Source organism: Micromonospora purpureochromogenes (assembly GCF_900091515.1).
Classification (GTDB): domain Bacteria; phylum Actinomycetota; class Actinomycetes; order Mycobacteriales; family Micromonosporaceae; genus Micromonospora; species Micromonospora purpureochromogenes.
Genome location: NZ_LT607410.1, coordinates 4,021,832 through 4,048,137, shown reverse-complemented (window position 1 = coordinate 4,048,137; position 26,306 = coordinate 4,021,832). Strand labels below are relative to the sequence as shown.

Here is a 26,306-nt window from a genome sequence, read left to right as displayed (position 1 = left end):
ACAGTCAGCAGTCGTCAGCACAGCGCCCGAAGGAGAACCGCCGCCGTGGCCATGCAGTTCTACGCCTCGCCCGAGCAGATCATGCGCGACCGCTCCGAGCTGGCCCGTAAGGGCGTCGCCCGGGGTCGCAGCGCGGTGGTCCTGAGCTATGAGGGCGGGGTGCTCTTCGTCGCGGAGAACCTCTCCAGCGCCCTGCACAAGGTCAGCGAGATCTACGACCGGATCGGCTTCGCCGCGGTCGGCCGTTACAACGAGTTCGAGAACCTGCGCCGGGCCGGCGTGCGGATGGCCGACCTGAACGGCCTGAGCTACGACCGGCGCGACGTCACCGGCCGGGCGCTGGCGAACGCGTTCGCGCAGACGCTGGGCTCGATCTTCACCGAGCAGTCCAAGCCGTTCGAGGTGGAGATCTGCGTGGCGCAGGTGGGTGCCACCGCCGAGGACGACGAGCTGTACCGGATCACCTACGACGGTTCGGTCAACGATGAGCCGGGCCGGATGGCCATGGGCGGTCAGGCCGAGGCGATCACCGGGGTGTTGAAGGCGCAGCACCGGCCGGAGATGTCGTTGAGCGAGGCGGTGCGGGTGGCCGTGCAGGCGCTGAGCAGCGTCGGCGGTGAGGGTGGGGCCGCCCGGACGATCGCCGCCAACCAGCTGGAGGTGGCGGTCCTGGACCGGCGCCGGGTGGGGCGTACCTTCCGGCGGGTCACCGGGGCGGCGTTGACCGCGCTGCTCGACGGGGACGCGGCGGGTGACGCCGCGCCGGCCGGCGGCCGGGCGAAGACGCCGACCGTGCCGACGGAGGAGGCGCACAAGCCGAGCACGTCGGCCGCCTCGGCGGACCTGGAGGGTCAGCCGGAGCAGACGCCGGAGGCGTAGCGGTACCTGGTTCGCGGGGGTCGGGGCTTTCCCCGGCCCCCGCGGCCTGTCCGGGTCCGCGCGAGCCCCCGGGCCGCTCCCACGCCCGGCCCAGGATCCAGGCGCTTTCCCGAAAAGAGTGGCTATTCCACGCGGAATAGCCACTCTTTCCGTGAAAGTGCAGCGCCACGAGACGCCCGAGGTGGCCGTGGAGGCCGGTGTCGGCCGACGGCGGCGGGACGCGCCTCCAGGCGTCTCCGGAGGTGTCCGAGGAACGGATGCGGCGACGGCCGGCCGGCTGCCGGACGGCCGTGCACCTTCGAAACGGTCAGCGCTTGCGCAGCAGCGGCTTGGCCAGGGCCCAGTAGCCGGCGGCGATGGCGTTGAAGACGCCCATGCCGGGGGGCGAGTCGACGTTCGACGGGGCGACCCGGGCGGTCATCAGCTCGGCGATGACCCCGTCGGGCACGATCCGCTCGTTCTGGAGCTGCCGGCGGCGCGACTTCAGCCAGGCCCGGTTGGTCCAGAGCCAGCCCCAGCCGCGGAACTTCTGGTTGACCCAGCCGCCGGCGAGCGCGGCGGCCAGCATGGCCGCCTCGGTGAGCAGCAGGACCGGGGCGAGCACCACCAGCGTCCGGGTCTCGTACGCGGTGAGCAGCGTGACCAGCCGGTTGCGCTCGACCAGGTAGAGCTTGAGGGCGTTGCGGGAGAACTCGTAGTGGTGCCGCACGACGGCGTCCGGGACGTACTCCAGCCGGAGCCCGCGCTGCCAGAGGCGCAGGCTGAGCTCGGTGTCCTCGTGGTAGGCGAAGTACTCGGCGGCGAAGCCGTCCAGCTCCCGCCACAGCTCCCGGTTGATGACGAAGCAGCAGCCGCTGAGCGACGGCACGGTGGTGCGGACGGCGTGCGCGCTGGCCGGCTCGCCGTTGCCGCCGGCCCAGGACAGCCCGGTGAAGTGCAGCGGGTTGCCGGAGGTGTTGATCAGCTCAGGGTTGTCGGCGAGGCGGATGGAGGCCATGGCGGCGCCCACGCCCGGCTCGCCGGCCACGGCGACGACCTTGGCCAGGGCGTCGGGGGCGACGACGGCGTCGCTGTTGACGAAGGCCAGCCACTCGCCGGTGGCCTCGGCGGCGCCGACCCGGCAGCCGCCGGAGTAGCCGGTGTTCTCCTCGGGGCGGATCACCCGGACGCCGGGGAAGCCCTTGACGACGTCGATGCCGTCGCCGGTGCAGCCGTTGTCGACCACGATCAGGTCGATGTCGACGTCGGTGCTGTCCAGCACGGCCCGGGCGGCGTCGACCAGGTACGGCTCGGCGCCGTAGGCCAGCATCACCGCGGTCACCTGCGGGCGGGTCATCGGATGCCTCCGGATACTCCGGTCGCCACGGCGTCGTCGAGGGACCGGGTCGGGGTGGGGGTGGGGCGGGACTGGCGGCGCAGCAGCAGCGCCATGGCGGCGGCCACCACGACGGAGCCGACGGTGTAGGCCAGCTCGACGCGGAGCGCCACCGACGCCGGGGTGAGGGTCACGGCGACCAGGGCGGCCACGCCGACGGTCCAGGCGAGGGCCTGGGCGCGGTGCCGGTCGAGGGCGAGCAGCGCCTGGCCGAGGACCATCGCCCACAGGTAGGCCAGGGTGGCCACGGCCAGCCAGGCGAAGTCCCCGTGGCCGAGCACGTCGGCGGCGTCGAACAGGGTGCCCACCAGCCAGGGGCCGAGGGCGATCGCGCCGAGCGCGCCGAGGACGCCGAGCGCGGTGACGATGCCGAGCGCCCGGCGCAGCAGGCTGTGGAAGCCGCGCAGGTCGCCGGTGGTGGCGGAGGTGGCCAGGCCGGGCAGCAGCGACGCCTGCAGGGAGGCGAAGACGAACAGTGGGATGCGTACCAGCACCAGCGCGGAGAGCAGCGCTCCGGCGGTGGCGACGTCCGACGGGTCGAGCAGCCGTACGTTGATCACGCCGATGTTCACCACGACCTGGGAGAGCAGGCTGGAGACGGTGAGCAGGCCGAGGCCGCGCAGCAGCGCGCCCCAGGCGACCGGTACGCCGCCGCCGGCGGCACGCAGCACCGGCGGCAGGGTGAGCAGTACGCCGGCCAGCGGGGCGATCACCAGCACCAGCCCGTACCACAGGGGTGAGGTGACGCCGGTGAGCCCGAGCACGGCGACCATGGCGATCCGCAGTCCGCCGTCGACGCCGAGCTGGGTGCCGTACCAGGGGAAGAGTTGCAGGCCGGAGAGGACGCCGCGGGTGGTGTAGGCGACGGCCATGGCGACGAGCGCGCCGATCAGCACGGTGACCATGGCGGCGTCGCCGGCGAAGAGCCGGTCGGTGAGCGGCCCGTGCGCGGCGAGGATCACCACGATCATCGCGGCGAGCACCCCGGCGGCGAGGACGGCGCCCCGGGCCAGTACGGGACCGGGCGGCAGTCCCTGGCTGCGGCGGGCGGCGACGACCCGGGCGACCTCCTGCTCGACGGGCATGAACACGCCGATGCCGAGGGTGAAGACGATCGACCAGAGCACCGACAGGGAGGAGTAGTCGGCCTCGGTGAGGCTGTGCCCGGCCACCGCGAGGTGGACGTAGGAGGCCAGCCCGAGCAGGGCCAGCCCGGCACCCACGGCGAGGGTGCCGGGCGGGACGAGGTGGAGCAGCCGCCGGATCACCGGCGGATGAGCGCCAGCGTGAGTACCGCGAACGCGCGACCGAGGTAGATCATCGCCTTGGCGGGGGAGTGGCTGGGCGTGCCCGCCATCCGCTTGCGCATGGCGACCGGCACCTGCCGGATCTTGTAGCCGCGACGGGCGGTGTGCACCAGCGTCTCGACGGTGTCGCCGAGGTACTCGGCCGGGTACCAGCCGGCGAACATCTCGATGACCCGCCGGTTGGCGGCGCGGAAGCCGGAGGTGGTGTCGGTGAGCTTGGTCTTGGCGACCTTGGAGAGCACGGCGGAGAGCATGACCATGGCCCAGCGGCGGGGGCCGCGGACGGTGTAGTCGCCCTCGCCGGCGAACCGGGCGCCGATCACCAGGTCGGTGTCGTCGAGCAGGTCGACGAGCTTAGGCACGTAGCGCGGGTCGTGCTGGCCGTCGGCGTCGATCTGGATGGCGACGTCGTAGTCGTTGTCTCGGGCGTACCGGTAGCCGAGCCGCATGGCCCCGCCGACGCCGAGGTTGTACGGCAGCTTGGCGACCCGCGCGCCGGCGGCGGCGGCCACCGCGGCGGTGCGGTCGGTGGAGCCGTCGTCGACCACCAGCACGTCGACGCCGGGCAGCTCGCCGCGGACCTCGCCGACGACGTCGGCGATCGAGCCGGACTCGTTGAGCGCGGGGATGATGATCAGAACGCGCTTGCCGTTAACCATCGTGGGACACCAGTTCGTCTCGGGCTGATTCGGTGCGGGCCGCGCGGTCGGCGTCGACCTCGGCGCGGAGCAGGGCGAAGTCTTCGGCCAGGGTGCGGGTCTCCTCCTCCAGGGCGCTGACCTCCCAGCTGAGGTGCACGCACACCAGCAGCAGGAAGACGATGCCGAGGAAGAGCACGAGGCTGACGCCGGAGACCACCCCGAAGAAGCCGGCCACGTTGTCGAGCAGGCGGGGGAACAGCGACAGCGGAATGATGATCAGAAGTACGGCCAGCCAGAGCATGCCGTACTTCTCGCGGAGCTGCCGACGGCGCAGCAGCTCGACGATGGTGACCAGCAGGAGCAGGCCGGTCAGACCGGTGACCAGGGTGAGCTTCATGCGACCTTCCACGGGGCGGGTGGAGTGGGGGAGTCGAAGGCGTCGGACAGCGTGTCACGCCAGTCCGGCAGCGGCGGAAGACCTGCGGCCGCCCAGCGGTCGTGCCCTAGCACACTGTACGCCGGTCGGGCGGCCGGACGCGGAAACCGGTCGCTGGTGGTGGGTCTGACCCGCTCCGGGTCGAGCCCGGCGAGGGTGAAGGTGGCGCGGGCCAGGCCGCACCAGGTGGTCCGGCCGGAGCAGGTGCCGTGGTAGATCCCGGCCGGAGCGCGGCCGGCCAGCGCCGCGTCGGCCAGCGCCACCAACTGGGTGGCCAGCGCGTACGACCAGGTGGGCTGGCCCTGCTGGTCGTCGACCACGTCGAGCTGCTCGCGCTGCTCGGCGAGGCGGAGCATGGTGGCCACGAAGTTCGGCCCGTGCGCCCCGTAGAGCCACGCGGTACGCACGACGTAGCCGGTTTCCGGGAGGAATCGGGCAACGGCCCGCTCCCCGGCCAGCTTGCTGCGGCCGTACGCGTTGACCGGGTCGGTGGGCGCGTCCTCGGCGTACGGCTGGGTGGCGTCGCCGGGGAAGACGTAGTCGGTGGAGACGTGCAGCAGCCGCGCGCCGGTGGCGGCGCAGGCCCGCGCGAGGTGCGCGACCGCGTCGCCGTTGACGGCGGTGGCGGCCGCCTCGTTCTGCTCCGCGCCGTCGACGTCGGTCCACGCGGCGGTGTTGAACACCACGTCGTGGCCGGCGACGGCGGCGTGGACGGCCTCGGCGTCGGTGATGTCCAGCTCGGCGCGGGTGGCGGCGGTCACCTTCAGGTCCGGCCGGGTCGACAGCACGGCCAGCAGGTCCCGGCCGAGCATCCCGCCCGCGCCGGTGACGAGCACCCGGCTCATGCGCTCTTGGCCGCCTTCAGCGGCTCCCACCAGGCGCGGTTGTCCCGGTACCACTGCACCGTCTCGGCCAGGCCGCGGTCCAGGTCGATGCTCGGGGCGTACCCCAGCTCGGCGCTGATCTTGCTGATGTCCAGCGAGTAGCGGCGGTCGTGGCCCTTGCGGTCGGCGACCGGGACCACCCGGTCCCAGTCGGCGCCGCACGCCTCGAGCAGCCGGCCGGTGAGCTCCTTGTTGCTCAGCTCGGTGCCGCCGCCGATGTTGTAGACCTCGCCGGCGCGGCCCTTCTGCTGCACCAGGGCGATGCCCCGGCAGTGGTCGTGCACGTGCAGCCAGTCGCGGACGTTGCCGCCGTCGCCGTAGAGCGGGACGGTGCCGCCGTCGAGCAGGTTGGTCACGAACAGCGGGATGACCTTCTCCGGGAACTGGTACGGCCCGTAGTTGTTGGAGCAGCGGGTGACCACCACGTCCATGCCGTGGGTGCGGTGGTAGGCCAGCGCGAGCAGGTCCGAGCCGGCCTTGGAGGCCGAGTACGGGGAGTTCGGGGCCAGCGGCCAGGTCTCCGTCCAGGAGCCCTCGTCGATGGAGCCGTAAACCTCGTCCGTGGAGACGTGCACGAAGCGGCCGGTGCCGTGCCGCAGCGCGGCGTCCAGCAGCGTCTGGGTGCCCAGCATGTTGGTGGTGACGAACGGCGCGGCGCCGGCGATCGAGCGGTCGACGTGCGATTCGGCGGCGAAGTGCACGATCACGTCGTGATCGGCGACGACCTGGTCGACCAGGGCCGGGTCGCAGATGTCGCCCTGCACGAAGCGCAGCCGGGCGTTCTCGCGCACCGGCGCGAGGTTGTTCAGGTTGCCGGAGTAGGTCAACTTGTCCAGCACCGTCACCGCGGTGGGCTCCACGGCGGGCACCCCGGCAGCGTCGCCGCCGGGCACGCCCAGCAGCATCCGTACGTACTCCGACCCGATGAATCCGGCTCCGCCGGTGACGAGAATCCTCACGGGTCCGGAAGTGTACGCGAATCCTCGCGGACCCCGGGGGACGGCGACCCCGCTGTCCGGTTCGCGCCGGTGCAGGTAGTCTCCCCGGGTGCGTGGAATCCTTCTCGCTGGTGGCACCGGGTCCCGGCTCTGGCCGATCACCCGGGCGGTCTCCAAGCAGCTGATGCCGATCTTCGACAAGCCGATGGTGTACTACCCGCTGTCGACCCTGGTGATGTCCGGGGTGCGGGAGATCCTGGTGATCACGACGCCGGAGGACCAGTCCCAGTTCGAGCGGCTGCTCGGTGACGGCAGCCAGTGGGGCCTGCGGCTGGAGTACGTCACCCAGGCCCGCCCGGAGGGTATCGCGCAAGCGTTCGTGCTCGGCGCGGACTTCATCGGCGACGAGTCGGTGGCGCTGATCCTGGGCGACAACATCTTCCACGGCGCGGGCCTGGGCCGGCAGCTCGCCGCGCACGGCGACCCGGTCGGCGGGCGGGTGTTCGCGTACCCGGTGGCCAACCCGGAGGCGTACGGCGTGGTCGACTTCGACGACGAGGGCAAGGTGCTGTCGATCGAGGAGAAGCCGGAGAAGCCGAAGTCCCGGTACGCGGTGCCGGGCCTGTACTTCTACGACAACCGGGTGGTGGGCATCGCCCGCGACCTCAAGCCCAGCGCCCGGGGCGAGCTGGAGATCACCGCGGTCAACGAGGCGTACCGGGAGGCCGGGGAGCTGTCGGTGACCGTGCTGGACCGGGGCACCGCCTGGCTGGACACCGGCACCTTCGCCTCGATGATGCAGGCCGGCGAGTTCGTCCGGGTGATCGAGGAGCGCCAGGGCATGAAGATCGGCTGCGTCGAGGAGGTGGCCTGGCGGGCCGGCCTGATCGACGACGACCAACTGCGCGCGCTGGCCGAGCCGCTGACCAAGAGCGGTTACGGCGACTACCTGCTCGGCCTGCTGGCCGAGAAGCACGGAGAGGCGGTTCCCCGGTGAGCGCGAGGAGTGAGCCGGTTCTGCGAGCCCCGCAGTCGCGAACGAAGGTGGCCCGGTGAGCGCGAGGAGTGAGCCGGTTCTGCGAGCCCCGCAGTCGCGAACGAAGGTGGCACAGTCGTGAAGATCCGGCAGCTGGGCATCGAGGGGGCCTGGGAGATCAGCCCGCAGCAGCACGGCGACCCGCGCGGGCTGTTCATGGAGTGGTACCGCTTCGACCGTCTCGCCGAGGCGGTCGGGCATCCGCTGCGACTGGCCCAGGCCAACCTGTCGGTCTCCGCGCGCGGCGTGGTGCGCGGCATCCACTTCGCCGACGTGCCGCCGGGCCAGGCCAAATACGTCACCTGCGTGCGCGGCGCGGTGCTGGACGTGATCGTGGACCTGCGGGTCGGCTCGCCGACGTTCGGCCGGTGGGAGGGCGTCCGGCTCGACGACGTCGACCGGCGCGCGGTCTACCTCAGCGAGGGGCTGGGGCACGGCTTCTGCGCGCTGACCGACGATGCGACGCTGAGCTACCTCTGCTCGACCACCTACAACCCGACCGGCGAGCACGCCGTGCACCCGCTCGACGCCGACCTGGCCATCGAGTGGCCGGCCGAGGCCCCGCAGCTCTCCGCCCGGGACGCCGCCGCGCCGACGCTGGCGCAGGCCCGCGAGTCCGGCCTGCTGCCGGAGTACGAGGCCTGCCGGGCCTTCACGGCGAGCCTGCGGCCGGACGGAATGTCGTACTCGGACGGTATGTGATCGACCGGAGAGCACGACCTGTGCGGTGACAGTGACGAACGGGGCCTCCGGGCGGCTAATGTCACAGCATGGAGCGGCGAATCTTCGGCCTTGAGACCGAGTACGGCGTCACCTGTACCTACCGCGGGCAGCGTCGGCTGTCCCCTGACGAGGTCGCCCGGTACCTCTTCCGCCGCGTCGTGTCGTGGGGCCGGTCCAGCAACGTGTTCCTGCGCAACGGTGCCCGGCTCTACCTGGACGTCGGCTCACACCCGGAGTACGCCACCCCGGAGTGCGACTCGGTGGTGGACCTGGTGGCCCACGACCGGGCCGGCGAGCGGATCCTGGAGGGGCTGCTCGTCGACGCCGAGAAGCGGCTGCACGACGAGGGCATCGCCGGTGAGATCTACCTGTTCAAGAACAACACCGACTCGGCCGGCAACTCGTACGGCTGCCACGAGAACTACCTGGTCTCCCGGCACGGGGAGTTCGGCCGGCTGGCCGACGTGCTCATCCCGTTCCTGGTCACCCGCCAGCTGATCTGCGGCGCCGGCAAGGTGCTGCAGACCCCGCGTGGGGCGGTGTACTGCCTGTCGCAGCGGGCGGAGCACATCTGGGAGGGCGTCTCCTCGGCGACCACCCGCAGCCGTCCGATCATCAACACCCGCGACGAGCCGCACGCGGACGCTGAGCGGTACCGCCGGCTGCACGTGATCGTCGGTGACTCGAACATGAACGAGGTCACCACGCTGCTCAAGGTCGGCAGCGCCGACATCGTGCTGCGGATGATCGAGGCCGGGGTGGTGATGCGCGACCTGACGTTGGAGAACCCGATCCGCGCGATCCGGGAGGTGTCGCACGACATCACCGGCCGGCGCAAGGTGCGGCTGGCCTCCGGCAAGGAGGTCAGCGCGCTGGAGATCCAGCATGAGTACCTGGCCAAGGCGACCGAGTTCGTCGAGCGCCGGGGCGGCGACCAGACCGCCAAGCGGGTGGTCGAGCTGTGGGGCCGGGTGCTCGGCGCGGTGGAGAGCGGCGACCTCGACCCGGTGGCCCGCGAGATCGACTGGGTGACCAAGCTGCGGCTGATCGAGCGTTACCAGCGCAAGCACGATCTGCCGCTGTCGCACCCCCGGGTGGCCCAGATGGACCTGGCCTACCACGACCTGCGTCGTGGCCGGGGCCTCTACGGGCTGCTGGAGCGGCGCGGGCAGGTCGACCGGGTGGCCACCGACCCGGAGATCTTCGAGGCGAAGGAGACCCCGCCGCAGACCACCCGGGCCCGGCTGCGCGGCGAGTTCATCCGGCACGCCCAGGAGAAGCGGCGCGACTTCACCGTCGACTGGGTGCACCTGAAGCTCAACGACCAGGCGCAGCGCACCGTGCTCTGCAAGGACCCGTTCCGGGCGTACGACGAGCGGGTGGAACGCCTGATCGCCAGCATGTGAGGACGTCGGCGGCCGGTGCCCGGCACCGGCCGCCGACGCACCGGTACGCTGGCGTCGCGATGAACACTTCCTCACCCTCCGACCGCGATCGCGGCACCGAGAAGCTGAACTGGGTCGAACGGCGCCGGGAGAAGATCCGCGCCGAGATCGAGCGCAACCGCCGCGGCGAGTACACCGTGCCGACCTGGGTGCTCGCGGTCGCGCTGGTCGCCATCGTCGGTGGCTGGCTGGCACTGATCTTCCTCGTCGGCTGATCCCGCGCGCCGCGGTTTGGCGGCGAGTCGGGGTGACCGCCGGCCAGGACACCGCGACCCACCGTAAACGGTGGAACGGGCCGCCGCGCTGAGCCGGGGCGGTCAGGCCGCCAGGCGGGCCGCGTGCCGGCCGGCGGCGGCCGCCGCCAGGAAGTAGGCGTGGTCGGCGTCCAGGCCCCGGCCCATGGTGGACAGCGTGACCGGCAGGGCGCGCAGCGCCGCGTCCAGGCCGGCGGTGGGCACCCGGACCAGGGTGTGCCGCCCCGCGAGGGGGGCCAGCGCCGCGTCCACCTCCGCGGCCAGCGCCGGGTCCAGGCCGTCGGGCACGACGAGGTCCGCCGGGGCCAGGGCGACCCGGCCGTACGCGGTGAGGCTGTGGTGGGAGACGCCGCGGTGCCGGGGGCGCGGGTCGGCGTCGGAGATCCGCAGTGAACCGACCGGCCGACCGCCGAGGGTGGCGACGGCGTTGACCGCCTCGCCGACGGCGACCCCGGAGAAGCCCCAGGTGGTCCCGGTGCCCAGGTTGCCCGGGCCCTGGGCGACGATCGCCACGTCGGCGCGGAGCACGTGCCGGGCGGCCAGCAGGCCGCTGTGCAGGGTGGTCGCCTCCAGGTCGCCGCCGAACGCCTGCCCGACGCTGACCGTGCCCACCAACTCGCCGCGCAGCCCGTCCAAGGTGCGGGAGAACCAGGCCGGCAGGGCGCCGCCGTCGGTGAGCAGGTACGCCACCCGGGCGTCGGGGGCCTCGGCGCGTACGCCGGCCAGGATCGCCGGCAGCGCCGAGTGCAGGTCGGCGGCGACCACGGGCAGCCCGTCGAGGCTCTCCGCCCGGGCCAGCAGCTCGTGGTGCTCCGACGCCTCCTCGTCCACCCCGAGCATGATCGCCTGCAACGGGGTGTAGCGGGCCTTGACCAGGTGGCCGGCGTCGCGGGTGTCGCCGGCCTGCGCCGGGTCCGGCGGGAGCCGGTCGGGCAGCGCCACGACCAGGGCGTAGCCGCCGGTGCCCAGCCCCATCAGCAGGGCGCCGGCGTTGAGCAGCACCCGGTCGCCGGGCGCCGGGTCGCCGACCAGGGCGGGGTACGCCAGGGCGCGCAGGCCGCCGCCGTCGGGCAGGTCGACGTCGAGTTCCACCGCGCCGGCCCACCGCCGTCGTACCGCCGCCACCGTTCCCGACCGCCATCGCACCATGCCCGGCACGCTATCCGCGCCGCGCGGCTCGGCCGCGCCCGGGTCAGGGCGTGCCGGGCTCGACGGGCCGCTGGTCGGCCGGGTCCTGGGTACGCCGGGCGAGTCGCCCGTCGGCGCCGGGCATCGACCGGGTCGGGTCGAGGAAGACGTAGCCGATCTCCGGGTAGCGGGCGGTGAGCCGGCGCTCGGCTTCGTCGGCGGCGGCCTCGATGTCGGCGCCGGTGGCCTGATCGTGGAAGTCGACCTTGGCGGCCACCAGGATGTCCTCCGGGCCGAGCTGCATGGTCATCAGGGTGTCGACCCGGTCCACGGTCGGCAGACCGGCGATTTCCTGCTCTATCTCGCGGTGCAGGCGCTCCGGCACCGCGCGCCCGACCAGCAGCGACAGGTTGCTCCTGGCGAGGATGACGGCGACCACCAGCAGCAGCAGGCCGATGGCGATCGAGGCGAGGCCGTCCCACAGTTCGTCGCCGGTGAGGTGGGACAGGCCCAGCCCGACCGCGGCGAGGAGCAGGCCGACGAGGGCGGCGCTGTCCTCCAGGAACACCGCCTTGACGGTGGTGTCGGCGGTCAGCCGCAGGAACCGGCGCGGGGAGGTCCGCCAGCGGCGCGACTCCTTGCGCACCTGGCGCACCGCCCGGGCCAGCGAGATCGACTCGATGGCGAAGGAGACCGCCAGCACGACGTAGGAGACGAGGTAGTCGCCGCTGTGCCGGTGCACCAGGATGGTGGTCACGCCGTGGGTGATGGCGAAGCCCGCCCCGGCGACGAAGGTGAACAGCGCGGCGAGGAACGCCCAGACGTAGCTCTCCTTGCCGTACCCGAAGGGGTGCCGGGTGTCGGCGGGCCGGGCGCCCCGGCGCAGCGCCAGGTAGAGCAGCACCTCGGTGGTGGTGTCGGCGACCGAGTGGGCGGCCTCGGAGAGCATCGCGGCGGAGCCGGAGATCAGCCCGGCGACCAGCTTGGCCACCGCGATGGCGAGGTTCGCCGCGCCCGCCACCACGACGGTGCCGACGCTCTCGTTCTTGGCTTCGCCTTCCGACATGCGCCTCACCCTAAGACCGCCGGGCCGCCACCGCCGGGCGACGGCGGCAGGTGTGCCGCGCGCCGCGCCCGCGTGGGTGCACGGGTGCGGCCTGCGGGCTGCTAGCGTTCACACGTGTCGCGGAGCCGTACCGAACGCCTGGTCAACCTGGTGATCTGTCTCCTCTCCACGCGACGGTTCCTGACCGCCGCGCAGATCGCCGCGACCGTGCCCGGTTACGAGCATGATCCGGACGACGCCAAGGAGCACGAGGCGTTCCAGCGCAAGTTCGAGCGGGACAAGGCCGAGCTGCGTGAGCTGGGGGTGCCGCTGGAGACCGGCACGGCCAGCGTCTTCGACGCCGAGCCCGGCTACCGGATCGCCCACCGGGAGTACGCGCTGCCGGAGATCCCCCTGGAACCGGACGAGGCCGCCGCGGTGGGCATCGCCGCGCGGCTCTGGCAGCACGCGGGCCTGGCCGCCGCCGCCTCCTCCGGGCTGGCGAAGCTGCGCGCCGCCGGTGTCGACGTGGACCCGCAGGCCACCCTGGGCCTGGAGCCGATGGTCACGGTCGACCCGGCGTTCGCGCCGCTGACCGCCGCCGCGCGGGACCGGCGCGAGGTCGGCTTCGACTACCGGGTGCCCGACCGGGACGCGCCGACCCGCCGCCGGTTGCAGCCGTGGGGCGTGGTCTGCTGGCGCGGCCGCTGGTACGTGGTCGGCCACGACCTGGACCGGGACGCCACCCGCTGCTTCCGGCTCTCCCGGGTGGTGGGCGCGGTCCGGGTGACCGGCGAGCCGGGCGGGTACGAACCGCCCGCCGGGGTCGACCTGATCAGCCACGTGGCCCGCTGGTCCGGGCCGGTCGAGCGCACCGGCCGGGCCACCGTGCTGGCCGCCCCGGGCCGCGCCGCCGGCCTGCGCCGCTGGGCCGTGCAGACCCTGCCGGGTCCCGACGGCGACCGGCTGGTCCTGCCGTACGCCGACCCCGAGTCCCTCGCCGGCCACCTCGTCGGGTACGGCCCGGACGTGCGGGTGCTGGAACCGCCGGAGGTGCGCGACGCGGTGATCCAACGGCTCAAGGAGATCGCCGTCCGGCAGGACGACCTGGCCGTGGCCGGAGGCCCCCGGTGACCCGGCCGGCCGCCCGGGGCGGCTCCCGCACCTCCGCCGACCGGCTGGCCAGGCTGCTCAACCTGGTGCCCTACCTGCTCGCCCGCCCCGGCATCGAGATCGCCGAGGCGGCCGGCGACCTGGGCGTCACCGAGCGGCAGCTGCGCGAGGACCTGGAGCTGCTCTGGGTCTGCGGACTGCCGGGCTACGGCCCGGGTGACCTGATCGACATGGCCTTCGACGGCGACCGGGTCACCATCACCTATGACGCCGGCATCGACCGGCCGCTGCGATTGACCCCGGACGAGGCGCTGGCTCTGGTGGTGGCGCTGCGGATGCTCGCGGAGACGCCCGGGGTGGCCAACCGGGAGGCCGTGGAGCGGGCCCTGGCGAAGATCGAGAACGCGGCCGGCGACCTGGTCGGCGCCCCGGTGGCGGTACGGCTGCCCGGGGACACCCGGCAGGTCGAGGCGCTGCGGTCGGCGGTCGAGGGCGGCCGGGCGCTGCGGATCACCTACTACACGGCGGCGCGGGACGAGACCAGCGAGCGCACCATCGACCCGCTGCGGATGCTGATGGTCGGCGGCCGGGCGTACGTGGAGGCGTGGTGCCGCCGGGCCGAGGCGGTCCGGCTCTTCCGGGCCGACCGGATCGACGCCGTCGCCGAGCTGGACGAGCCGGCGGTGGTGCCGCCGCAGGCGCGTCCGCACGACCTCACCGACGGGGTGTTCCGCCCCTCGCCGGACCTGCCGCTGATCACCCTGCGGATCGGTCGGGGCGAGCGGTGGATCACCGAGTACTACCCCTGCGAGCGGGTGGAGGCCGGCGACGGCGACCAGTGGCTGGTCTCGCTGCGGGTGACCGACCTGGGCTGGGCCCGCCGGTTCGTGCTCGGGCTGGGGCCGGACGTCACCGTGGTCGCCCCGGCCGAGCTCGCCGATCAGGTACGGGCGCAGGCGCTCGCCGCGCTGGAGGCGTACGGGACGCTGGTGGGCGACGGCGCACCGTCGGCCGACCCGGCGGTGGGGGCCGTCACCCAGTAGGCTGACCGCCGTGGTGAAGTGGATCGTTCTCGCGGTGGTGCTGTTCGCGCTCGTCGTGCTGGCCCTGGCGGTCCGGCCGGTGCTGGCGCGGCTGCCCCGGCTGCGTCGGGCGGCGGTGGCGCTGCAGCGCCGCCAGGCCGACGCGGACGTGCTGCGCGAGGCCGCCGAGGCGCTCTCCGAGCGGGCCGAGACGCTCCAGCGGCAGGTCGAGACGACCCAGCAGCGGGTGGAGCTGATCAAGGCCAAGCGGGGGAAGTGATCGACCCCGGTCGGTGAACTGCGCGTCGGCTGCGCGATCCGGCTTCCTTTTGCGCACGGATGGACGTCGTCAGGTGGTTGACGGGACACGCGAGGGTGGTCAAGACTTCACCGGCCGGACGCGTCACCAGCGGCCCGGCGGGTGGCAACGGCTCTCGACGCACGTACGATGGGCTGCGACACACCCTTCGACACAGAGCGACTGGAGCTTCCCATGGGTGCCCTCAAGCCGTGGCACATCGCCGTACTCGTGGTCGTGCTGATCCTGCTCTTCGGCGCGAAGCGGCTCCCCGACGCGGCCCGCTCGCTGGGCCGCTCGCTGCGGATCATCAAGGCGGAGACCAAGAGCCTGCAGGACGACGACCGCGACCTGGCCGAGAAGGCCGACGCGCAGGCCGGCTACCAGCCGCTGCCGCCGCACGCGGGTCAGCAGCCGTACGCGCAGCAGCAGTACGCCCCGCAGCAGGCCCCGCAGCAGCCGGTCGCCCCGCCGGTCGACCCGGTGCAGCGCGTCCGCGACAACTGACCGAAGGGCCCGAGCACCGTGGCCTTCGCGCTCCGCAAGCGCGGCCCGAACGAGTTCCAACGGGCCGCCGACGGCTCCATGACGCTCATGGAGCACATCCGTGAGTTACGCAACCGTCTCTTCCGCGCCTCACTGGCGATCATGGTCGGCTTCGGCTTCGGCATCTGGCTCTCCGGTCCGGTGCTGCACCTGTTGCAGCAGCCGTACTGCGACCTGCCGAAGGCGCGCCTGGTCAACGGGTCGTGCAACTTTGTCCAGCTCGGTCCGGCCGACCTGTTCCTGCTCCAGCTGAAGGTCGGCCTCTGGGTGGGTCTGATCATCGCCGCACCGGTCTGGCTCTACCAGCTCTGGGCGTTCATCGCGCCGGGCCTGCACCGGCACGAACGGCGGTACGCGTACTTCTTCACCGCCCTGGCGGCGCCGCTGTTCGCCGCCGGCGCCGTGCTGGCGTTCTTCGTTACCGCCAAGGGGTTGGAGTTCCTGCTCAACGTCTCCGGCGGCGGCGACATCACCACCACGCTCGACATCACCCGGTACATCTCGTTCGTCACCAACCTGATCCTGCTGTTCGGGGTGGCGTTCGAGTTCCCGTTGATCGTGCTGATGCTCAACTTCGTCGGCCTGGCCAGCGCGCGGAAGCTGCTGAGCTGGTGGCGGGTGGCGGTCTTCGTGTTCTTCGCCTTCTCGGCGGTGGTCACGCCGACCCCCGACCCGTTCGGCATGACCGCACTGGCGATCTGCCTCTGCGCGCTCTACTTCGCCGCGGTCGGGGTGGCCTTCATCAACGACAAGCGGCGGGGCCGGGGCAAGGAGATCTACTCCGACCTCAGCGACGACGAGGTGTCGCCGCTGGAGCTGGACACCGAGCCGGTCGAGGCGTCGGCGCGGGTCGACTTCTCCGGGCCGGTCGACGCGCCGGCGCCGGTCGCGGCGCCCGCCCCGATCGACCGCCGCTTCGACGACATGACCTGACGGCGTCCGCGCCCCGGGTTGTCCACGACGCCGCCTCCGCCTGACGGGGGCGGCGCCGCCGTTTCCTCCCGCTGAACGGCGAGAGGCGGCGGGATGTCCGGGAGCGGTGCCGGGCCGACCCAAGCGTGGGCCGGGTCCCGTGGGGGACCCGGCCGGCGGGAACGTCCTGGTCGGGGCTAGCTCGAGTAGCCGCGTGCGGCGATCCAGTCGGCGAGCTTGTCGTCGGTCATCCAGTAGCTCTTCGTCGGGTCGTACGGGTCGGCGATCTTCATGGTTTCACCGCCGTCGCGGTAACCGACGACGCTCAGATAATGCCCACCCTCGTACGAGTACCGGTGGCCCTCGGTGTCGACGGCGGTGCCCATGATGTTGGCTACCACGCCACGGTTGGCGTCGACCGCCTCCACCACGTTGTTGCGCAGCTCAGCTTCCTGCTGCGGGTCGGCCTCGGCGCCCTGGATCTCGGTCGTCTCGTAGCCGCCGGCGGTCATGTCGTTGAGCACGCGAGTGGTGGCGTCCACCGAGTCGGTGCCGTCCGCCGTGGTGCCCAGCTTGTCGGCGACCTCGCGTTGGCTCACGACCTTGCCCTGGGTGGACAGGGCGATCCGGGTTGCGGCGGGCGCGCAGTAGTAGGAGTTCGGCTGGCGCTGATAGTCGTAGTGGAGCACCCGCTGCCCGTCCTCCGGCGGAGGCGCCGGCGGGGGCGCGGGCGGCGGCGGAGGCTGGTCGGCGGAGGCCGGCACGCTCTGCACCTGTGTCGGTTGCGACGGTGTCATCGGATCGGCGGACGCCTGGGCGGCGATCGCCGAACCAGTGAAGGCGCCGCTGGCCAGCACGGCAACGGACAGCACGCTCTTACGGAACACCGAATTCATCGTGATACTCCCCTCGACTGGTCTTACCGGCCGTCGCCCGCCGCTTACCCGGGCCCGGTTCACGGAAACGCGCGAGACTACCCGAGTAGCGGGGGTTCCGGTCGGCTTTGCGCAATCACGCGCGGAAATCCCGCAGGAGGAGTAGAAGGGCCCCGGGGCGCGCGAAGGCTGGTGCGGAAGGTGGCGCTGGGACCGGGTGCGACGGGAGGGATCTCGGAGCCGGTCACCCGACGCGGGGCCGGCGCCCATGCTCAGGATTCCTGGGCCGCATATGCCACGCCGCGTGGATTGCCGTCCGAGGCCCAATTGGCGGCATGCGGTTGCCGGTGGGAGGCGTCATCGAGGGGGCGTCGCACTGATGCCCGGTGGCGGGGGACAGGGCCTTCCGGCCGCCCACCGCCTCGTGGTGGCTCCCGCACGGCCTGCCGGCGCAGTCAGGTCGGGTGCGTGAGCCACGGTGCCGCAGGGCGTGTCTGGCCCCGACCGCGCCGGGGTTGAGGATCGCGGCGTCTGACCGACGGTGCAGCCGTCAGTTCACGCTGAGCTTCAGCGCCGGCCGGGCGGTGAGCGAGTGGCCCTCCAGGAAGGCCAGGTCGACAGCCACGCCAGTGAACGTCACCGGGACCGGCGAGGTGGTGGCGATCCCCGGGGGGAGCGGCAGCTCCGGGCTCAGCGTGATCGTTACGCCGGGGAGACGTCCGACGAATCGGGTGGCGTAGACGGCGACCTCGCCGCTGAGCGTCAGCTGATCGGTGGCGACCCGCACGGTGCGGCCGGCCGAGCCGGGTGCGCGGAGTCGGGCGTCGTCGGTCGTCACCCGATCCATGCTGAACTTCAAGGCCCGCAGGGTGCCGCCGGCGGTGGGCAGCTCGACGATTCCCTCGATCCGCAACCCCGTCATGGTCATGGCGGAGCCGGTCAGCTGGACCGGGCTCTTCGCCACCAGCGGCTGGCCGGGCTCGGCGGGGATCCTCGGCAAGGTCTTCCCGGCCCCTGGGGCGGCCGGGGTCGGCTCGGGGCGGGCGCAGTCGAGAGCCAGGACGATCGGCCCGGAGCCGGCGGCCAGCAGGGTCGTGAGCGGTGGCGGGCCGGATGCGGCCGCGCGCTCCGGCTGCCGCCTGGCACCCTCCGCGTCGTCCTGGCCCCGGTAGAACGGGCCGAGGCCGCTGAGGGCGAGGACGTTCGCCTTCGCGTACCCGCTCGGGCTGATCGCGGACGAACCGGCCAGCCCGTCCGGCGCCGGTTCGGTCGGGCAGGTGGGCCCGTCCCGGGCCGGGACGGGTACGGTCGACGCCCGCGCCAGGCCGGGCGCGGCGAGCGTCACGGTGGCGGAGATCCCGAGCAGCCCCAGCAGCGCCGCGAAGAACCGTAGGCTGCGCTGTGGGGGCACCGGCTGCTCGGGCTTCGTCCGCTCGGCCGGCCAGAGCCTCGGGGCCGCAGCGGACTCCTGGTACGCGCCGGGCGACGGCCGGGTGAGGTGCAGCCCCAGGCTGTCCCGGCCGGACATCAGTTCGTCGACGAGGGCCGGCTGCCCGTGCTGGGGGCAGCGTCGGGGGCCGTCCGGTCAGCTCCCGTACCGGCCGTGGGCTGGTCCGGCCCCGGCCCGTTCTCCGGCGTCCCGGGTCGTGCCGTCCGGTCGCCCGTGGTCTCGTCGGGCCCGCTCGCGTCGTCGGCTGTCTCGTCCCGTACCCCTGGCTCGCCGGCCGGCTCGCTGGCCGCCGCGGCGCTCGGCGGGGTGTTCGGCGTCCAGGCGAAACCGAGGGCGCTGCCGACCAGGCCGAGCAGCAGGCCGACGAAGAAGCCGCCGAGGTTCACTCCGATCAGCGAGAAGAGCGCGGTCACGGCGGCGACCACGGCGTAGAGGACCCGGTGCGGGGGCTTGAACCACATCAGCAGCCCACAGGTCACCAGGATGGTGGGGATCAGCCAGGACAGGAAGCCGGTCGTCCCCGTCTGGAGAGTGAGGCCGGCGAGCGACATCTGGGTGGTGCCGAAGATCTGCAGACCTGCCAGGGCGGTGAACAGGCCGCCCCAGAACGGTCGGGTCCGTCGCCAGCGGCGGAAGCCGCGCCGGTCGCGGAGCCGCTCCGGCCGGGCGTTCCGCGGTTCGCCGTTGTCCACCCATGCCTCCTGCCGAGTGAGGGGTCGAGCACAGCCTCCGCCACACGGACAGCGGGGCGGAGGTCAGCTCAGAAGCACTCCTTGGCGGCCGCGCCCGTTTTGACCTTCAGCTTCAATCCGGTGAGGTTGAACGTCCGGGCCTCGGTGGAGCGGGCCACCTGGCGGAGGTTCGTGATCGTGACGGTGTCGGCCTGCTGGCCGAACGTCCCCCGGGGACCCTTCGCGTTGGGGGGGCCGCCCTCGAGGGTCGACGCGTCCCGGTTGATCTGGATGTTCGTGAACCGGGCGTCACCCTCGAGCTCTTCGGCGTCGATCAGCAGGTCGCTGGCGGTGGCGGGCCGGCCACCGCCCCCGGCGTTGAGGGTGATCACGGCGGGCACGCCGGGCGCCTTCACCGACTGGCAGAGGTCGAAGAGCTGCGCCCTGCGGATACCGGTGGTCGCCACCGGGTGCCTCGTCCCGTCGACCTCCTGGGCGACGCCGCCGTACTGGACGAAGCCCTCACCGCGCAGCTCCGAGGCGGAGACCTTGAACGTCTGCCCGGAGACGGCGAACGAGGCGGCCATGGCGCCGTTGGCCATGCCGAACACGATCACGCCGGCGACCGCGGTCGCCGGGATCGCCAGGGCGGCGAAGCGCCGCCAACGGGTACGTCCCGGGATGTCGGACCTCTCCTGCACGGTTCCTCCTCAGGGTGGATGTCGTGCCGGTGGTCGGACGAGCGCCAACGAGGGCTCGTGGCCAGCTGGGCGATGACGGCGGCCAAGATGGGCCATTCCCTGCGCGTACGCCAGCAGGCACCGCCACCCCGACGCTAACACGCTGTAGACAGCCGGGTGCGGATTCGTCACCTAGCGTCAGGCGCTCTGGGTGGGCTCGGCGTAGCCGCGTTCGTTCGCCGCACTGCCGGTTACCACCTTCGACACCCTCGTCCCAGCGGCCACGACTTCTCGCGATGCCCTGCGGGGTCACCCGAACGAGAACCATGATGCCGGTGTCGGCTGCCTTTCCACGTCGGCGCGTCGACGACTGTGCCCGCGTGTGCAACCGAATGTGCCAGCCCAACGGCGGGAGCCGTCCCTTCGGAACGGACAGCAGGGCGAAGGCCTCACGCGATCCGAGCAGATTCCTGGTCCGAGGCCGCGGCATCAATCCCGGGAGGTTGTTGTATGTACGCACGGAAGCGGCGCTCCTACCTGTCCGCGCTGGTGCTGACGCTCGTTTTTCCGGCTCTGTCGTCAGCGGTCACCGGAGCGAACACGGCTGCGGCGCGTGCCGACTCGTGCGCGAATCCCACCACCGGCCGGGAAGCCGACGCCGTGGGTCGGAAGTTCATGGTGGCGGCGGCCAATCCCTTCGCGGTCCAGGCCGGTTGCAAAATCATCGCCAAGGGCGGTTCGGCCGCGGATGCGGCCGTGGCCGTGCAGGCGGTCCTGGCCGTCGTGGAGCCACACGCCTCCGGGCTGACCGGCGGCACGCTGATCAACTACTGGGATCCCGACAAACACACGGTGCGGTATTTCGACGGCATGTCCCGAGCGCCGAAGAACGTGCCGCAGAACCTGATGACTCCCACCGACCAGGAGCGTAAGGCGCTCGGTGTCGACCGGTTCCCGTACGCGGCGTCGGCGACGGCCCGGGCGTTCGCTGTCCCGGGCACGCTGCGGGTGCTCTCGGACGTCCACGACGTGTACGGGGACCTCCCCTGGGACGAGCTCTTCGACGACGCCATCAACCTGGCCGCGAACGGCTTCCCCATGCCGGAAGCCCTGAGCAGTGGGCTCGACGAGCGCAATAACGGGCGCAAGCGCTGCAACTACCCCGACCTGCGCCCCCGTTACTGCAACGGCGACAAGGCCAAGAAGCCGGGTACGACGATTCGCAACCCGGAGATCGCGCAGGTGTTGCGGGAGGTTCGGGACGGCGGGGCGGACGCCTTCTACGACCCGAAGGGGAAGATCGCCCCGGCGATCGTGCAGCACGCGGCGAAGGGGCCGTTCAAGTTGAAGGGAAACACCGCCGGACCGGTCGTGATCCCCAGTCTCATGACCGCCGAGGACTTCGCCGAATACGCGCCCATCGAACGCAAACCGATGTGCCGGAAGGTGTTGGGCGTGCTGGTGTGCACCTCGGCGCCGCCCGCGTTCGGGGGAGTGTCCGTACTGGAGATGCTGGGCCTGCTCGACCGCGGCCAGGTGGGCAGGAGCGAGCCGGACTCGGCCGATCGGATGCACCTCTTCGTCGAGGCCAGCCGGCTGGCGAACTTCGATCGCCGGGCGTACATCGGGGACCCGGCCTACCACAAGGTGCCGGCGGCCGGTCTGCTGGACAACAAGTATCTCGACCAGCGCTTCTCCCTCTATTCTTCGGACCGCGCGATCGACCCGGTCAAACCGGGAGAGCCGCCGGAGCGGATCCCTCCGGGGCCGACCGGGGACGTCCCGAGCACCATCGACGTCGGCGACCCGACCAGCAACGTGAGCATCGTGGACAGCGACGGCGACGCCGTGTCCATGACGACCACCATCAACACGCACTTCGGGGCGCACCTCGAGGCGCGGGGGATGATCCTCAACAACGCGATGAACAACTTCACCGACACGTCGTCGGTCTCACCCGGCAAGCCGGTGAACGTCATGGAGTCGAAGAAGCGTCCCACGGCGTCGATGTCGCCGACCATCGTCCTGGATGAACAGGGACGGAAGCTGAAGCTGGTGGTGGGCGCCGCCGGCGGCTCGCACATCCCGGACTACGTGACCCAGGCGCTGGTGGGTGTGATCGTCGACGGCATGGGGCCGGCCGAGGCCATCGACCAGGGGCATTTCAGCGGGCAGGACATCACGCGAAAGTGCGGAAAGTCGGTCGGGGCGCCTTCCGAGCTCGAAGCGGGCCGGCGAGTCAGCGCGATCATGGCCGAACTCGTGGTCCGCGAGCACCCGTGTCCCCGGCTCATCGCACTGGACAGCGGTCTCACCGCGATCGAGGTACGCGGCGACGAGCTGCTCGGGGCGGCGGACAAGCGCCGCGACGGCAGCGCGATCGGGCGCTGACGTACCAGTTCACCTCCGCGGTGTGAGGCGGCCTCACCCCGTCGGCCGCCACGTGGTGCCACCGCTCGACGCGGCCGCGACGCGGACTCGACGCCCGCCGAGTTCATCCCGGTCGGGTGAAGTCTCCTCACCCTGCCGAGTTCGATGATCGACATGACGCGCACGTTCCGATGTCGCCGAGAGCGAAGGGTCGCCATGAAGAGCAGGAACGGAGGCGAACAGCCCGCCCCCGACCGGGGCCGCGATCAGCAGCCCTTCCGCGGGCGCGCGTCCGTGCCGTCGGTGCCCTCCGACCCGCCCCAGGAGCAGGCGGTCCCGTGGCGGCGACGGGCGCTGGACCAGCAGCTCCCGACTGCCGGCTTTCCCGCCGGTTCCGGCAAGCCGTCGATGCTGTACCTCTGGGCGATCATGTGTTTGGCGGCCGCCATCGTGCTCGGGTTCGCCATCAACAACCAACGGGGCGTCCCCCCGGCCGTGGTCGACTCGCAGCGGGACAACGTGTCGAAGGTCGCCTCCAGCATGCGGCTGACCATCAACCACTACGTGGAGGACCTCGACCAGCGCATCGCGGCTCGGCCACCGACGACGCCCGACCCGGAGTTCGTCAAGCAGGTGGTGGGCAACGGCACGGAGTGGACCGGGGCCGCGATCGTGGAGACCGCGTCGCGGCGCCCGTTGGCCACCGCCGGCAGCGGCGTACCGATGGAGCTGCTGCCACCGGCGCTGCCCGCCAAGGACACGTTCCCGATCACCACTCCGGACGGGCCGGCGCTGGTCCGCAGCGTCGCGCTGGACGGCACCCGGACCCTGCTGGCGACCCAACCGCTCGACGTGGACGAACTCCGCCTCAACCCCAACGCCCGGCAGGGCATCTTCGTCATCACACCGGACGGCAAGAGCACCCTGATGCAGGGGGTCAGTGCCGTACCCGACGTCCACCTGCCGGTGGTCTTCCAGGGGCTGGCGCAGTCCCGATCCACCGAGGGCCACCCGATCCGGGTGACGGAGTGGCTGAACAAGCAACTGGTCGTCTCCTCCGCTCCGGTGGGGGAGACCGGGGCGACGGTGGCGACCCTCATCGTCGCCGAGGAAACGGGCGGCACCTCCACCGTGCACGGCTTCCTGCTCGGCCTGACCCTGCTGGCGATGGCGGTGCCCAGCTTCCTGCTGATGCGGCTGGCGCTGGTCAGGCCCGTCCGGTCGCTGCTGGAGCGGGCCAAGGCGGACGCCTGTGGTGAGGTCCCCAGCAAGCGGCACCCGTTGCGCGTCGCGGAGGCCCACCGCATCGCCCGGGCGCTGTCGCTCACGTCCGACGATCCATCGTCCGGTACCGCCGGCCGGAAGCGCTGGCGGTGGCGGTGGCGACCGACCGTGAACCAGGGCATGGCCCTGGCCACCGTCGTGGCGCTGCTCTGGCCGGCGGCGGCGGCGGCCTACACGTTGAGCTCACCTGAGCCGCCGATCCCCGGCCAACTCGTCCGGGACGAGGAGAGCAGGGCCGAGGCGGCGAGCAACGTGATGGGCAAGGCGCTGAACAACGGCCTGCAGACGGTGACCCGCATCTCCCAGGCGTCGGAGGCGACGCCCGACCCGGCTCAACTGGCCCCGCAGCTGAAGCAGGAACTGGCCGACAAACACCGCTTCCGCAGCCTCTACCTGATGGACCCGAACGGATCGGTCGTCAGTGCCGCGGGACGGGAGCCGCTTCGCAAGGAGCCGCTGCGCGGTGAGACCGGCATCGAACTGGACGGCGAAACCGCACGCGTGCCGCTGGTGTACGCCTTCCGGGTCGCTCCCAACGGCGTCGCGACCGTCGGCGAGTTCGACATCGACTACCTGCTGGAGATGATCCGGGCGGTGGACGGGCAGGTACGGGTCGTCGACGAGGACCTGCGCACCGTCTTCGACTCCAACGGCTTCCGCGCCTTCCAGCAGTTGGAGGGCACCGCCCGGGTTGCCGCCTCCGAGGCGCTGAAGGGCGGCACTGTGGGTATGGCGAAGACGCCGGACGGCAGGCCGGCGCTGATCGCCGCCGCCGGCCTGAACAAGCCGAACACCGTGGCTCCGCTGAAGTGGTCGCTGGTGGTGGAGCAGGACCTGGCCGGGCTGCGGCTGCCGCAGAGCGACGGACGGCGGTGGACGCTGCTCGTGGCCGGTGCCACGACGGGCGTGGTGCTGCTGAGCCAGACGTGGCAGTACTTCGTCTTCGCGCGGCCGCTGCGCCGCCTCGCCGTGCAGGCCGACCGGATCAGCGAGGGGGACGTGGAGGAGCCGATCTCGCCGCAACGCCACGACGACATCGGGGCGCTGGCGATGTGCCTGGAGGTCTGCCGCCAGGTCCGGCACACCGGCTCCAGCCGGCTGGGCGGTGCGAGCCGGCTGCGCGGCACCGAGGAGGACCGCACCGTCGTGCTGCCCGAGGTCCCGCCGCAACCCGAAGCCGGTCGGGCCACTGTCTGGCTGAGCGAGAGTGCCGACACCCGCGCCGACGACCGAGACGAAAGGAGTTGACGTGGTATACCTCTACGTCGTTTTCGTCCTCTGCTGTGTGGCGCTGTTCGGCGCGGGGATGGTCGAGCAGCGTAACCACTACCGGAACCTGAACATGATTCCGGACCGGGTGCTGGTCAACGGCATCCGGGGCAAGAGCTCGATCACCCGGCTCTGTGCCGGCGGGTTGCGCGGCGGTGGGCAGGTGGTGGTGGCCAAGACCACCGGCACGGCGGCCCGGTTCATCTTCCCGGACGCCAGCGAGGAGCCGGTGCACCGCAAGTTCGGCATCGCCAACGTGGTCGAGCAGATCGGCATCGTGCGGCGGGCCGCCGTCTACCATCCGGACGCTCTGGTCATGGAGTGCATGGCGGTGATGCCGGCGCTGCAGGAGGTCAACCAGAGCAAGCTGATCCGGTCGAACATCGGGGTGCTGTGCAACGTCCGCGAGGACCACCTCGCCGAGATGGGGCCCACCCTGGACGATGTCGCCCGGTCGCTGAGCCGGTCGATGCCGGTGGGCGGCACCTGCATCACCGCCGAGCGGGAACGGCTCGCGATCCTGCAGGAGGAGGCCGACCGGCGGGACTGCCGCCTGATCGCGGTCGACCCGGAATCGGTCAGCGACCACGAGATGAACGGCTTCGGCTGGATCACCTTCAAGGAGAACGTCGCGATCGCGCTGGCCGTCGCCGGGGAACTGGGCGTCGACCGGCAGAGCGCGCTGCGGGGCATGTGGGAGGCGCCGCCCGACCCGGGTGTGCTCTCCGTGGCCCGGGTGATGCACGGCGACAAGCGGTTCCGGTTCGCGAACATCTTCGCCGCCAACGACCCCGAGTCGACCTTCATGAACATCCAGCAACTGGAGGACCAGCAGCTCATCACCCGCCCGCTGACGATGGTGATCAATTGCCGGCCGGACCGGATCGAGCGCAACGGGCAGATGGGCGAGCTGAGCGGCCGGGTGAGACCGGAGACCATCGTCCTGATCGGAGAGGTCACCAAGAGCGCCCGGACCACCGTGCCCGCGGACCTTCAGGACCGGGTGATCGACCTCGGCGGCAAACCGGATCCGGACAGCCTGCTGCAGGGCGTGACCGCAGCGACCCCGGACGACTCCTCGATCGTCGCCGTCGGGAACATCCATGGGCAGGGTGAGGTGCTGGTCCACCAGCTGGCGACACTGCCGGGCTGGACCTGCGAGGACGGCTCTCCCTCCGCCTCCACCCTTCGTACCTCGACCGGAGAAGGGAGCCACTGATGACGTTCGGCGGAGAACTCAGCGCCCAGCTGGCCACGGCGAGCCTCGGCATCGGGCTGGTGTTCGCCCTGCTGTGTTACCTGACCACCAACCTCTCGCCCGGCGGCATGATCACCCCGGGCTGGATCGCGTTGACCCTCATCGAGGACCAGCTCCAGGCGGTGATCGTGGTCGGGGTCACCATCGTCACCTACCTCATCGCCCGGCTGATGCACCGGGTGATCATCCTGTACGGGAAGCGGCTGTTCGCCGCGATCGTGCTGGTCAGCGTGCTGTTGCAGCTGTCCATGTTCCTGCTCGTCCAGCGCGACCTGCCACTGCTGTTCGCCCACCAGACGCTGGGCTTCGTGATTCCCGGGCTGATCGCCTACCAGCTCGTGCGCCAGCCGCCGAGGGCGACGATCCTGGCGACCCTCATCGTGACGGCGATCACGTTCGGCATCACGTACAGCGGCGTCGTCGCGGGTTTCGTGCCGGTGACCTGACCCTTCCGTCCGACTCGCACC

26 protein-coding genes are annotated in these 26,306 nt (G+C 71.9%); 14 read left to right on the top strand and 12 right to left on the bottom strand.

From position 1 onward, the window contains the following. Positions 1–45: 45 nt before the first annotated feature. Positions 46–879, top strand: coding sequence for a proteasome subunit alpha (prcA, locus tag GA0074696_RS18750; protein ID WP_088962297.1), 834 nt, complete (start codon positions 46–48; stop codon positions 877–879). 307 nt (positions 880–1,186) lie between these two features. Here prcA and GA0074696_RS18745 read toward each other — a convergent pair whose 3' ends face one another. From GA0074696_RS18745 to rfbB, 6 genes are read right to left on the bottom strand one after another with little or no spacing between them, the layout of a single operon-like run. Then, positions 1,187–2,215 (bottom strand): glycosyltransferase family 2 protein, encoded by a 1,029-nt coding sequence (locus GA0074696_RS18745; RefSeq protein ID WP_088962296.1) that lies wholly within the window; start codon positions 2,213–2,215, stop codon positions 1,187–1,189. Further along, positions 2,212–3,522, bottom strand: coding sequence for a polysaccharide biosynthesis protein (locus GA0074696_RS18740; RefSeq protein WP_231925071.1), 1,311 nt, complete (start codon positions 3,520–3,522; stop codon positions 2,212–2,214). The genes GA0074696_RS18745 and GA0074696_RS18740 overlap by 4 nt, the downstream gene beginning before the upstream one ends. After that, the gene (locus GA0074696_RS18735; RefSeq protein ID WP_088962295.1) at positions 3,519–4,220 is read right to left on the bottom strand and encodes a glycosyltransferase family 2 protein; all 702 of its coding nucleotides are present in this window, start codon (positions 4,218–4,220) and stop codon (positions 3,519–3,521) included. Before GA0074696_RS18735 ends, GA0074696_RS18740 begins: the two co-directional genes overlap by 4 nt. Beyond that, positions 4,213–4,599, bottom strand: a complete 387-nt coding sequence (locus GA0074696_RS18730) for a DUF2304 domain-containing protein (RefSeq protein WP_088962294.1) — start codon at positions 4,597–4,599, stop codon at positions 4,213–4,215. Before GA0074696_RS18730 ends, GA0074696_RS18735 begins: the two co-directional genes overlap by 8 nt. Further along, positions 4,596–5,483, bottom strand: a complete 888-nt coding sequence (gene rfbD / locus GA0074696_RS18725) for a dTDP-4-dehydrorhamnose reductase (RefSeq protein WP_088962293.1) — start codon at positions 5,481–5,483, stop codon at positions 4,596–4,598. The genes GA0074696_RS18730 and rfbD overlap by 4 nt, the downstream gene beginning before the upstream one ends. After that, a complete protein-coding gene (gene rfbB / locus GA0074696_RS18720; protein WP_088962292.1) occupies positions 5,480–6,481 on the bottom strand; it encodes a dTDP-glucose 4,6-dehydratase in 1,002 nt (333 codons plus the stop codon). Before rfbB ends, rfbD begins: the two co-directional genes overlap by 4 nt. Before the next feature lie 88 nt (positions 6,482–6,569). On the opposite strand from rfbB, the gene rfbA reads away from it, so the two are divergent. The 4 genes from rfbA to GA0074696_RS18700 all read left to right on the top strand — a co-directional run bounded on the left by rfbA (position 6,570) and on the right by GA0074696_RS18700 (position 9,879). Then, entirely contained in the window at positions 6,570–7,457 is an 888-nt protein-coding gene (gene rfbA, locus GA0074696_RS18715) for a glucose-1-phosphate thymidylyltransferase RfbA (protein ID WP_088962291.1), read from the top strand. A gap of 117 nt (positions 7,458–7,574) precedes the next feature. Further along, positions 7,575–8,198, top strand: coding sequence for a dTDP-4-dehydrorhamnose 3,5-epimerase family protein (locus GA0074696_RS18710; protein ID WP_088962290.1), 624 nt, complete (start codon positions 7,575–7,577; stop codon positions 8,196–8,198). A 68-nt stretch (positions 8,199–8,266) separates the two neighbouring features. After that, complete coding sequence (gene pafA, locus GA0074696_RS18705; protein WP_088962289.1) at positions 8,267–9,625, top strand: Pup--protein ligase; 1,359 nt, start codon at positions 8,267–8,269, stop codon at positions 9,623–9,625. Positions 9,626–9,684: 59 nt separating this feature from the next. Continuing rightward, positions 9,685–9,879 (top strand): hypothetical protein, encoded by a 195-nt coding sequence (locus tag GA0074696_RS18700; protein ID WP_088964671.1) that lies wholly within the window; start codon positions 9,685–9,687, stop codon positions 9,877–9,879. A 102-nt stretch (positions 9,880–9,981) separates the two neighbouring features. On the opposite strand, the gene GA0074696_RS18695 is transcribed toward GA0074696_RS18700, so the two are convergent. Both GA0074696_RS18695 and GA0074696_RS18690 read right to left on the bottom strand, forming a co-directional pair. Then, complete coding sequence (locus GA0074696_RS18695; RefSeq protein WP_088962288.1) at positions 9,982–11,067, bottom strand: DUF3866 family protein; 1,086 nt, start codon at positions 11,065–11,067, stop codon at positions 9,982–9,984. 43 nt (positions 11,068–11,110) lie between these two features. Further along, positions 11,111–12,112, bottom strand: a complete 1,002-nt coding sequence (locus tag GA0074696_RS18690; protein ID WP_088962287.1) for a cation diffusion facilitator family transporter — start codon at positions 12,110–12,112, stop codon at positions 11,111–11,113. A 114-nt stretch (positions 12,113–12,226) separates the two neighbouring features. Between GA0074696_RS18690 and GA0074696_RS18685 the strand changes: the two genes are divergently transcribed. The 5 genes from GA0074696_RS18685 (at position 12,227) to tatC (ending at position 16,003) form a co-directional block, all read left to right on the top strand. After that, positions 12,227–13,225 carry a helix-turn-helix transcriptional regulator gene (locus GA0074696_RS18685; protein ID WP_088962286.1) on the top strand — a complete coding sequence of 333 codons (999 nt, stop codon included), beginning with the start codon at positions 12,227–12,229 and terminating at the stop codon, positions 13,223–13,225. Beyond that, a complete protein-coding gene (locus GA0074696_RS18680) occupies positions 13,222–14,247 on the top strand; it encodes a helix-turn-helix transcriptional regulator (RefSeq protein WP_088962285.1) in 1,026 nt (341 codons plus the stop codon). Before GA0074696_RS18685 ends, GA0074696_RS18680 begins: the two co-directional genes overlap by 4 nt. Before the next feature lie 10 nt (positions 14,248–14,257). Next, positions 14,258–14,506, top strand: coding sequence for a hypothetical protein (locus tag GA0074696_RS18675; RefSeq protein ID WP_088962284.1), 249 nt, complete (start codon positions 14,258–14,260; stop codon positions 14,504–14,506). 213 nt (positions 14,507–14,719) lie between these two features. After that, entirely contained in the window at positions 14,720–15,031 is a 312-nt protein-coding gene (gene tatA, locus GA0074696_RS18670; protein WP_088962283.1) for a Sec-independent protein translocase subunit TatA, read from the top strand. Between the two features lie 18 nt (positions 15,032–15,049). Continuing rightward, positions 15,050–16,003, top strand: coding sequence for a twin-arginine translocase subunit TatC (gene tatC / locus GA0074696_RS18665; protein ID WP_088962282.1), 954 nt, complete (start codon positions 15,050–15,052; stop codon positions 16,001–16,003). A gap of 176 nt (positions 16,004–16,179) precedes the next feature. On the opposite strand, the gene GA0074696_RS18660 is transcribed toward tatC, so the two are convergent. The 4 genes from GA0074696_RS18660 to GA0074696_RS18645 form a co-directional block, all read right to left on the bottom strand. After that, positions 16,180–16,878: a C39 family peptidase gene (locus GA0074696_RS18660; RefSeq protein WP_088962281.1), complete on the bottom strand. Its 699-nt coding sequence runs from the start codon at positions 16,876–16,878 to the stop codon at positions 16,180–16,182. 529 nt (positions 16,879–17,407) lie between these two features. Further along, positions 17,408–18,385, bottom strand: coding sequence for a hypothetical protein (locus GA0074696_RS18655; RefSeq protein WP_088962280.1), 978 nt, complete (start codon positions 18,383–18,385; stop codon positions 17,408–17,410). Continuing rightward, complete coding sequence (locus GA0074696_RS31440; protein ID WP_197700750.1) at positions 18,385–18,999, bottom strand: DUF6114 domain-containing protein; 615 nt, start codon at positions 18,997–18,999, stop codon at positions 18,385–18,387. Before GA0074696_RS31440 ends, GA0074696_RS18655 begins: the two co-directional genes overlap by 1 nt. Before the next feature lie 68 nt (positions 19,000–19,067). Further along, positions 19,068–19,679, bottom strand: a complete 612-nt coding sequence (locus GA0074696_RS18645) for a DUF6230 family protein (protein WP_088962279.1) — start codon at positions 19,677–19,679, stop codon at positions 19,068–19,070. Between the two features lie 351 nt (positions 19,680–20,030). On the opposite strand from GA0074696_RS18645, the gene GA0074696_RS18640 reads away from it, so the two are divergent. The 4 genes from GA0074696_RS18640 to GA0074696_RS18625 all read left to right on the top strand — a co-directional run bounded on the left by GA0074696_RS18640 (position 20,031) and on the right by GA0074696_RS18625 (position 26,285). Next, positions 20,031–22,049 carry a gamma-glutamyltransferase family protein gene (locus GA0074696_RS18640; protein WP_157746011.1) on the top strand — a complete coding sequence of 673 codons (2,019 nt, stop codon included), beginning with the start codon at positions 20,031–20,033 and terminating at the stop codon, positions 22,047–22,049. A gap of 195 nt (positions 22,050–22,244) precedes the next feature. Then, positions 22,245–24,560, top strand: coding sequence for a HAMP domain-containing protein (locus GA0074696_RS18635; RefSeq protein WP_157746009.1), 2,316 nt, complete (start codon positions 22,245–22,247; stop codon positions 24,558–24,560). A 1-nt stretch (position 24,561) separates the two neighbouring features. Next, on the top strand, positions 24,562–25,800 hold the full coding sequence (gene pgsB / locus GA0074696_RS18630) for a poly-gamma-glutamate synthase PgsB (protein WP_088962277.1): 1,239 nt from the start codon (positions 24,562–24,564) through the stop codon (positions 25,798–25,800). After that, positions 25,800–26,285, top strand: a complete 486-nt coding sequence (locus GA0074696_RS18625) for a poly-gamma-glutamate biosynthesis protein PgsC/CapC (RefSeq protein WP_088962276.1) — start codon at positions 25,800–25,802, stop codon at positions 26,283–26,285. The genes pgsB and GA0074696_RS18625 overlap by 1 nt, the downstream gene beginning before the upstream one ends. Positions 26,286–26,306 lie beyond the last annotated feature (21 nt).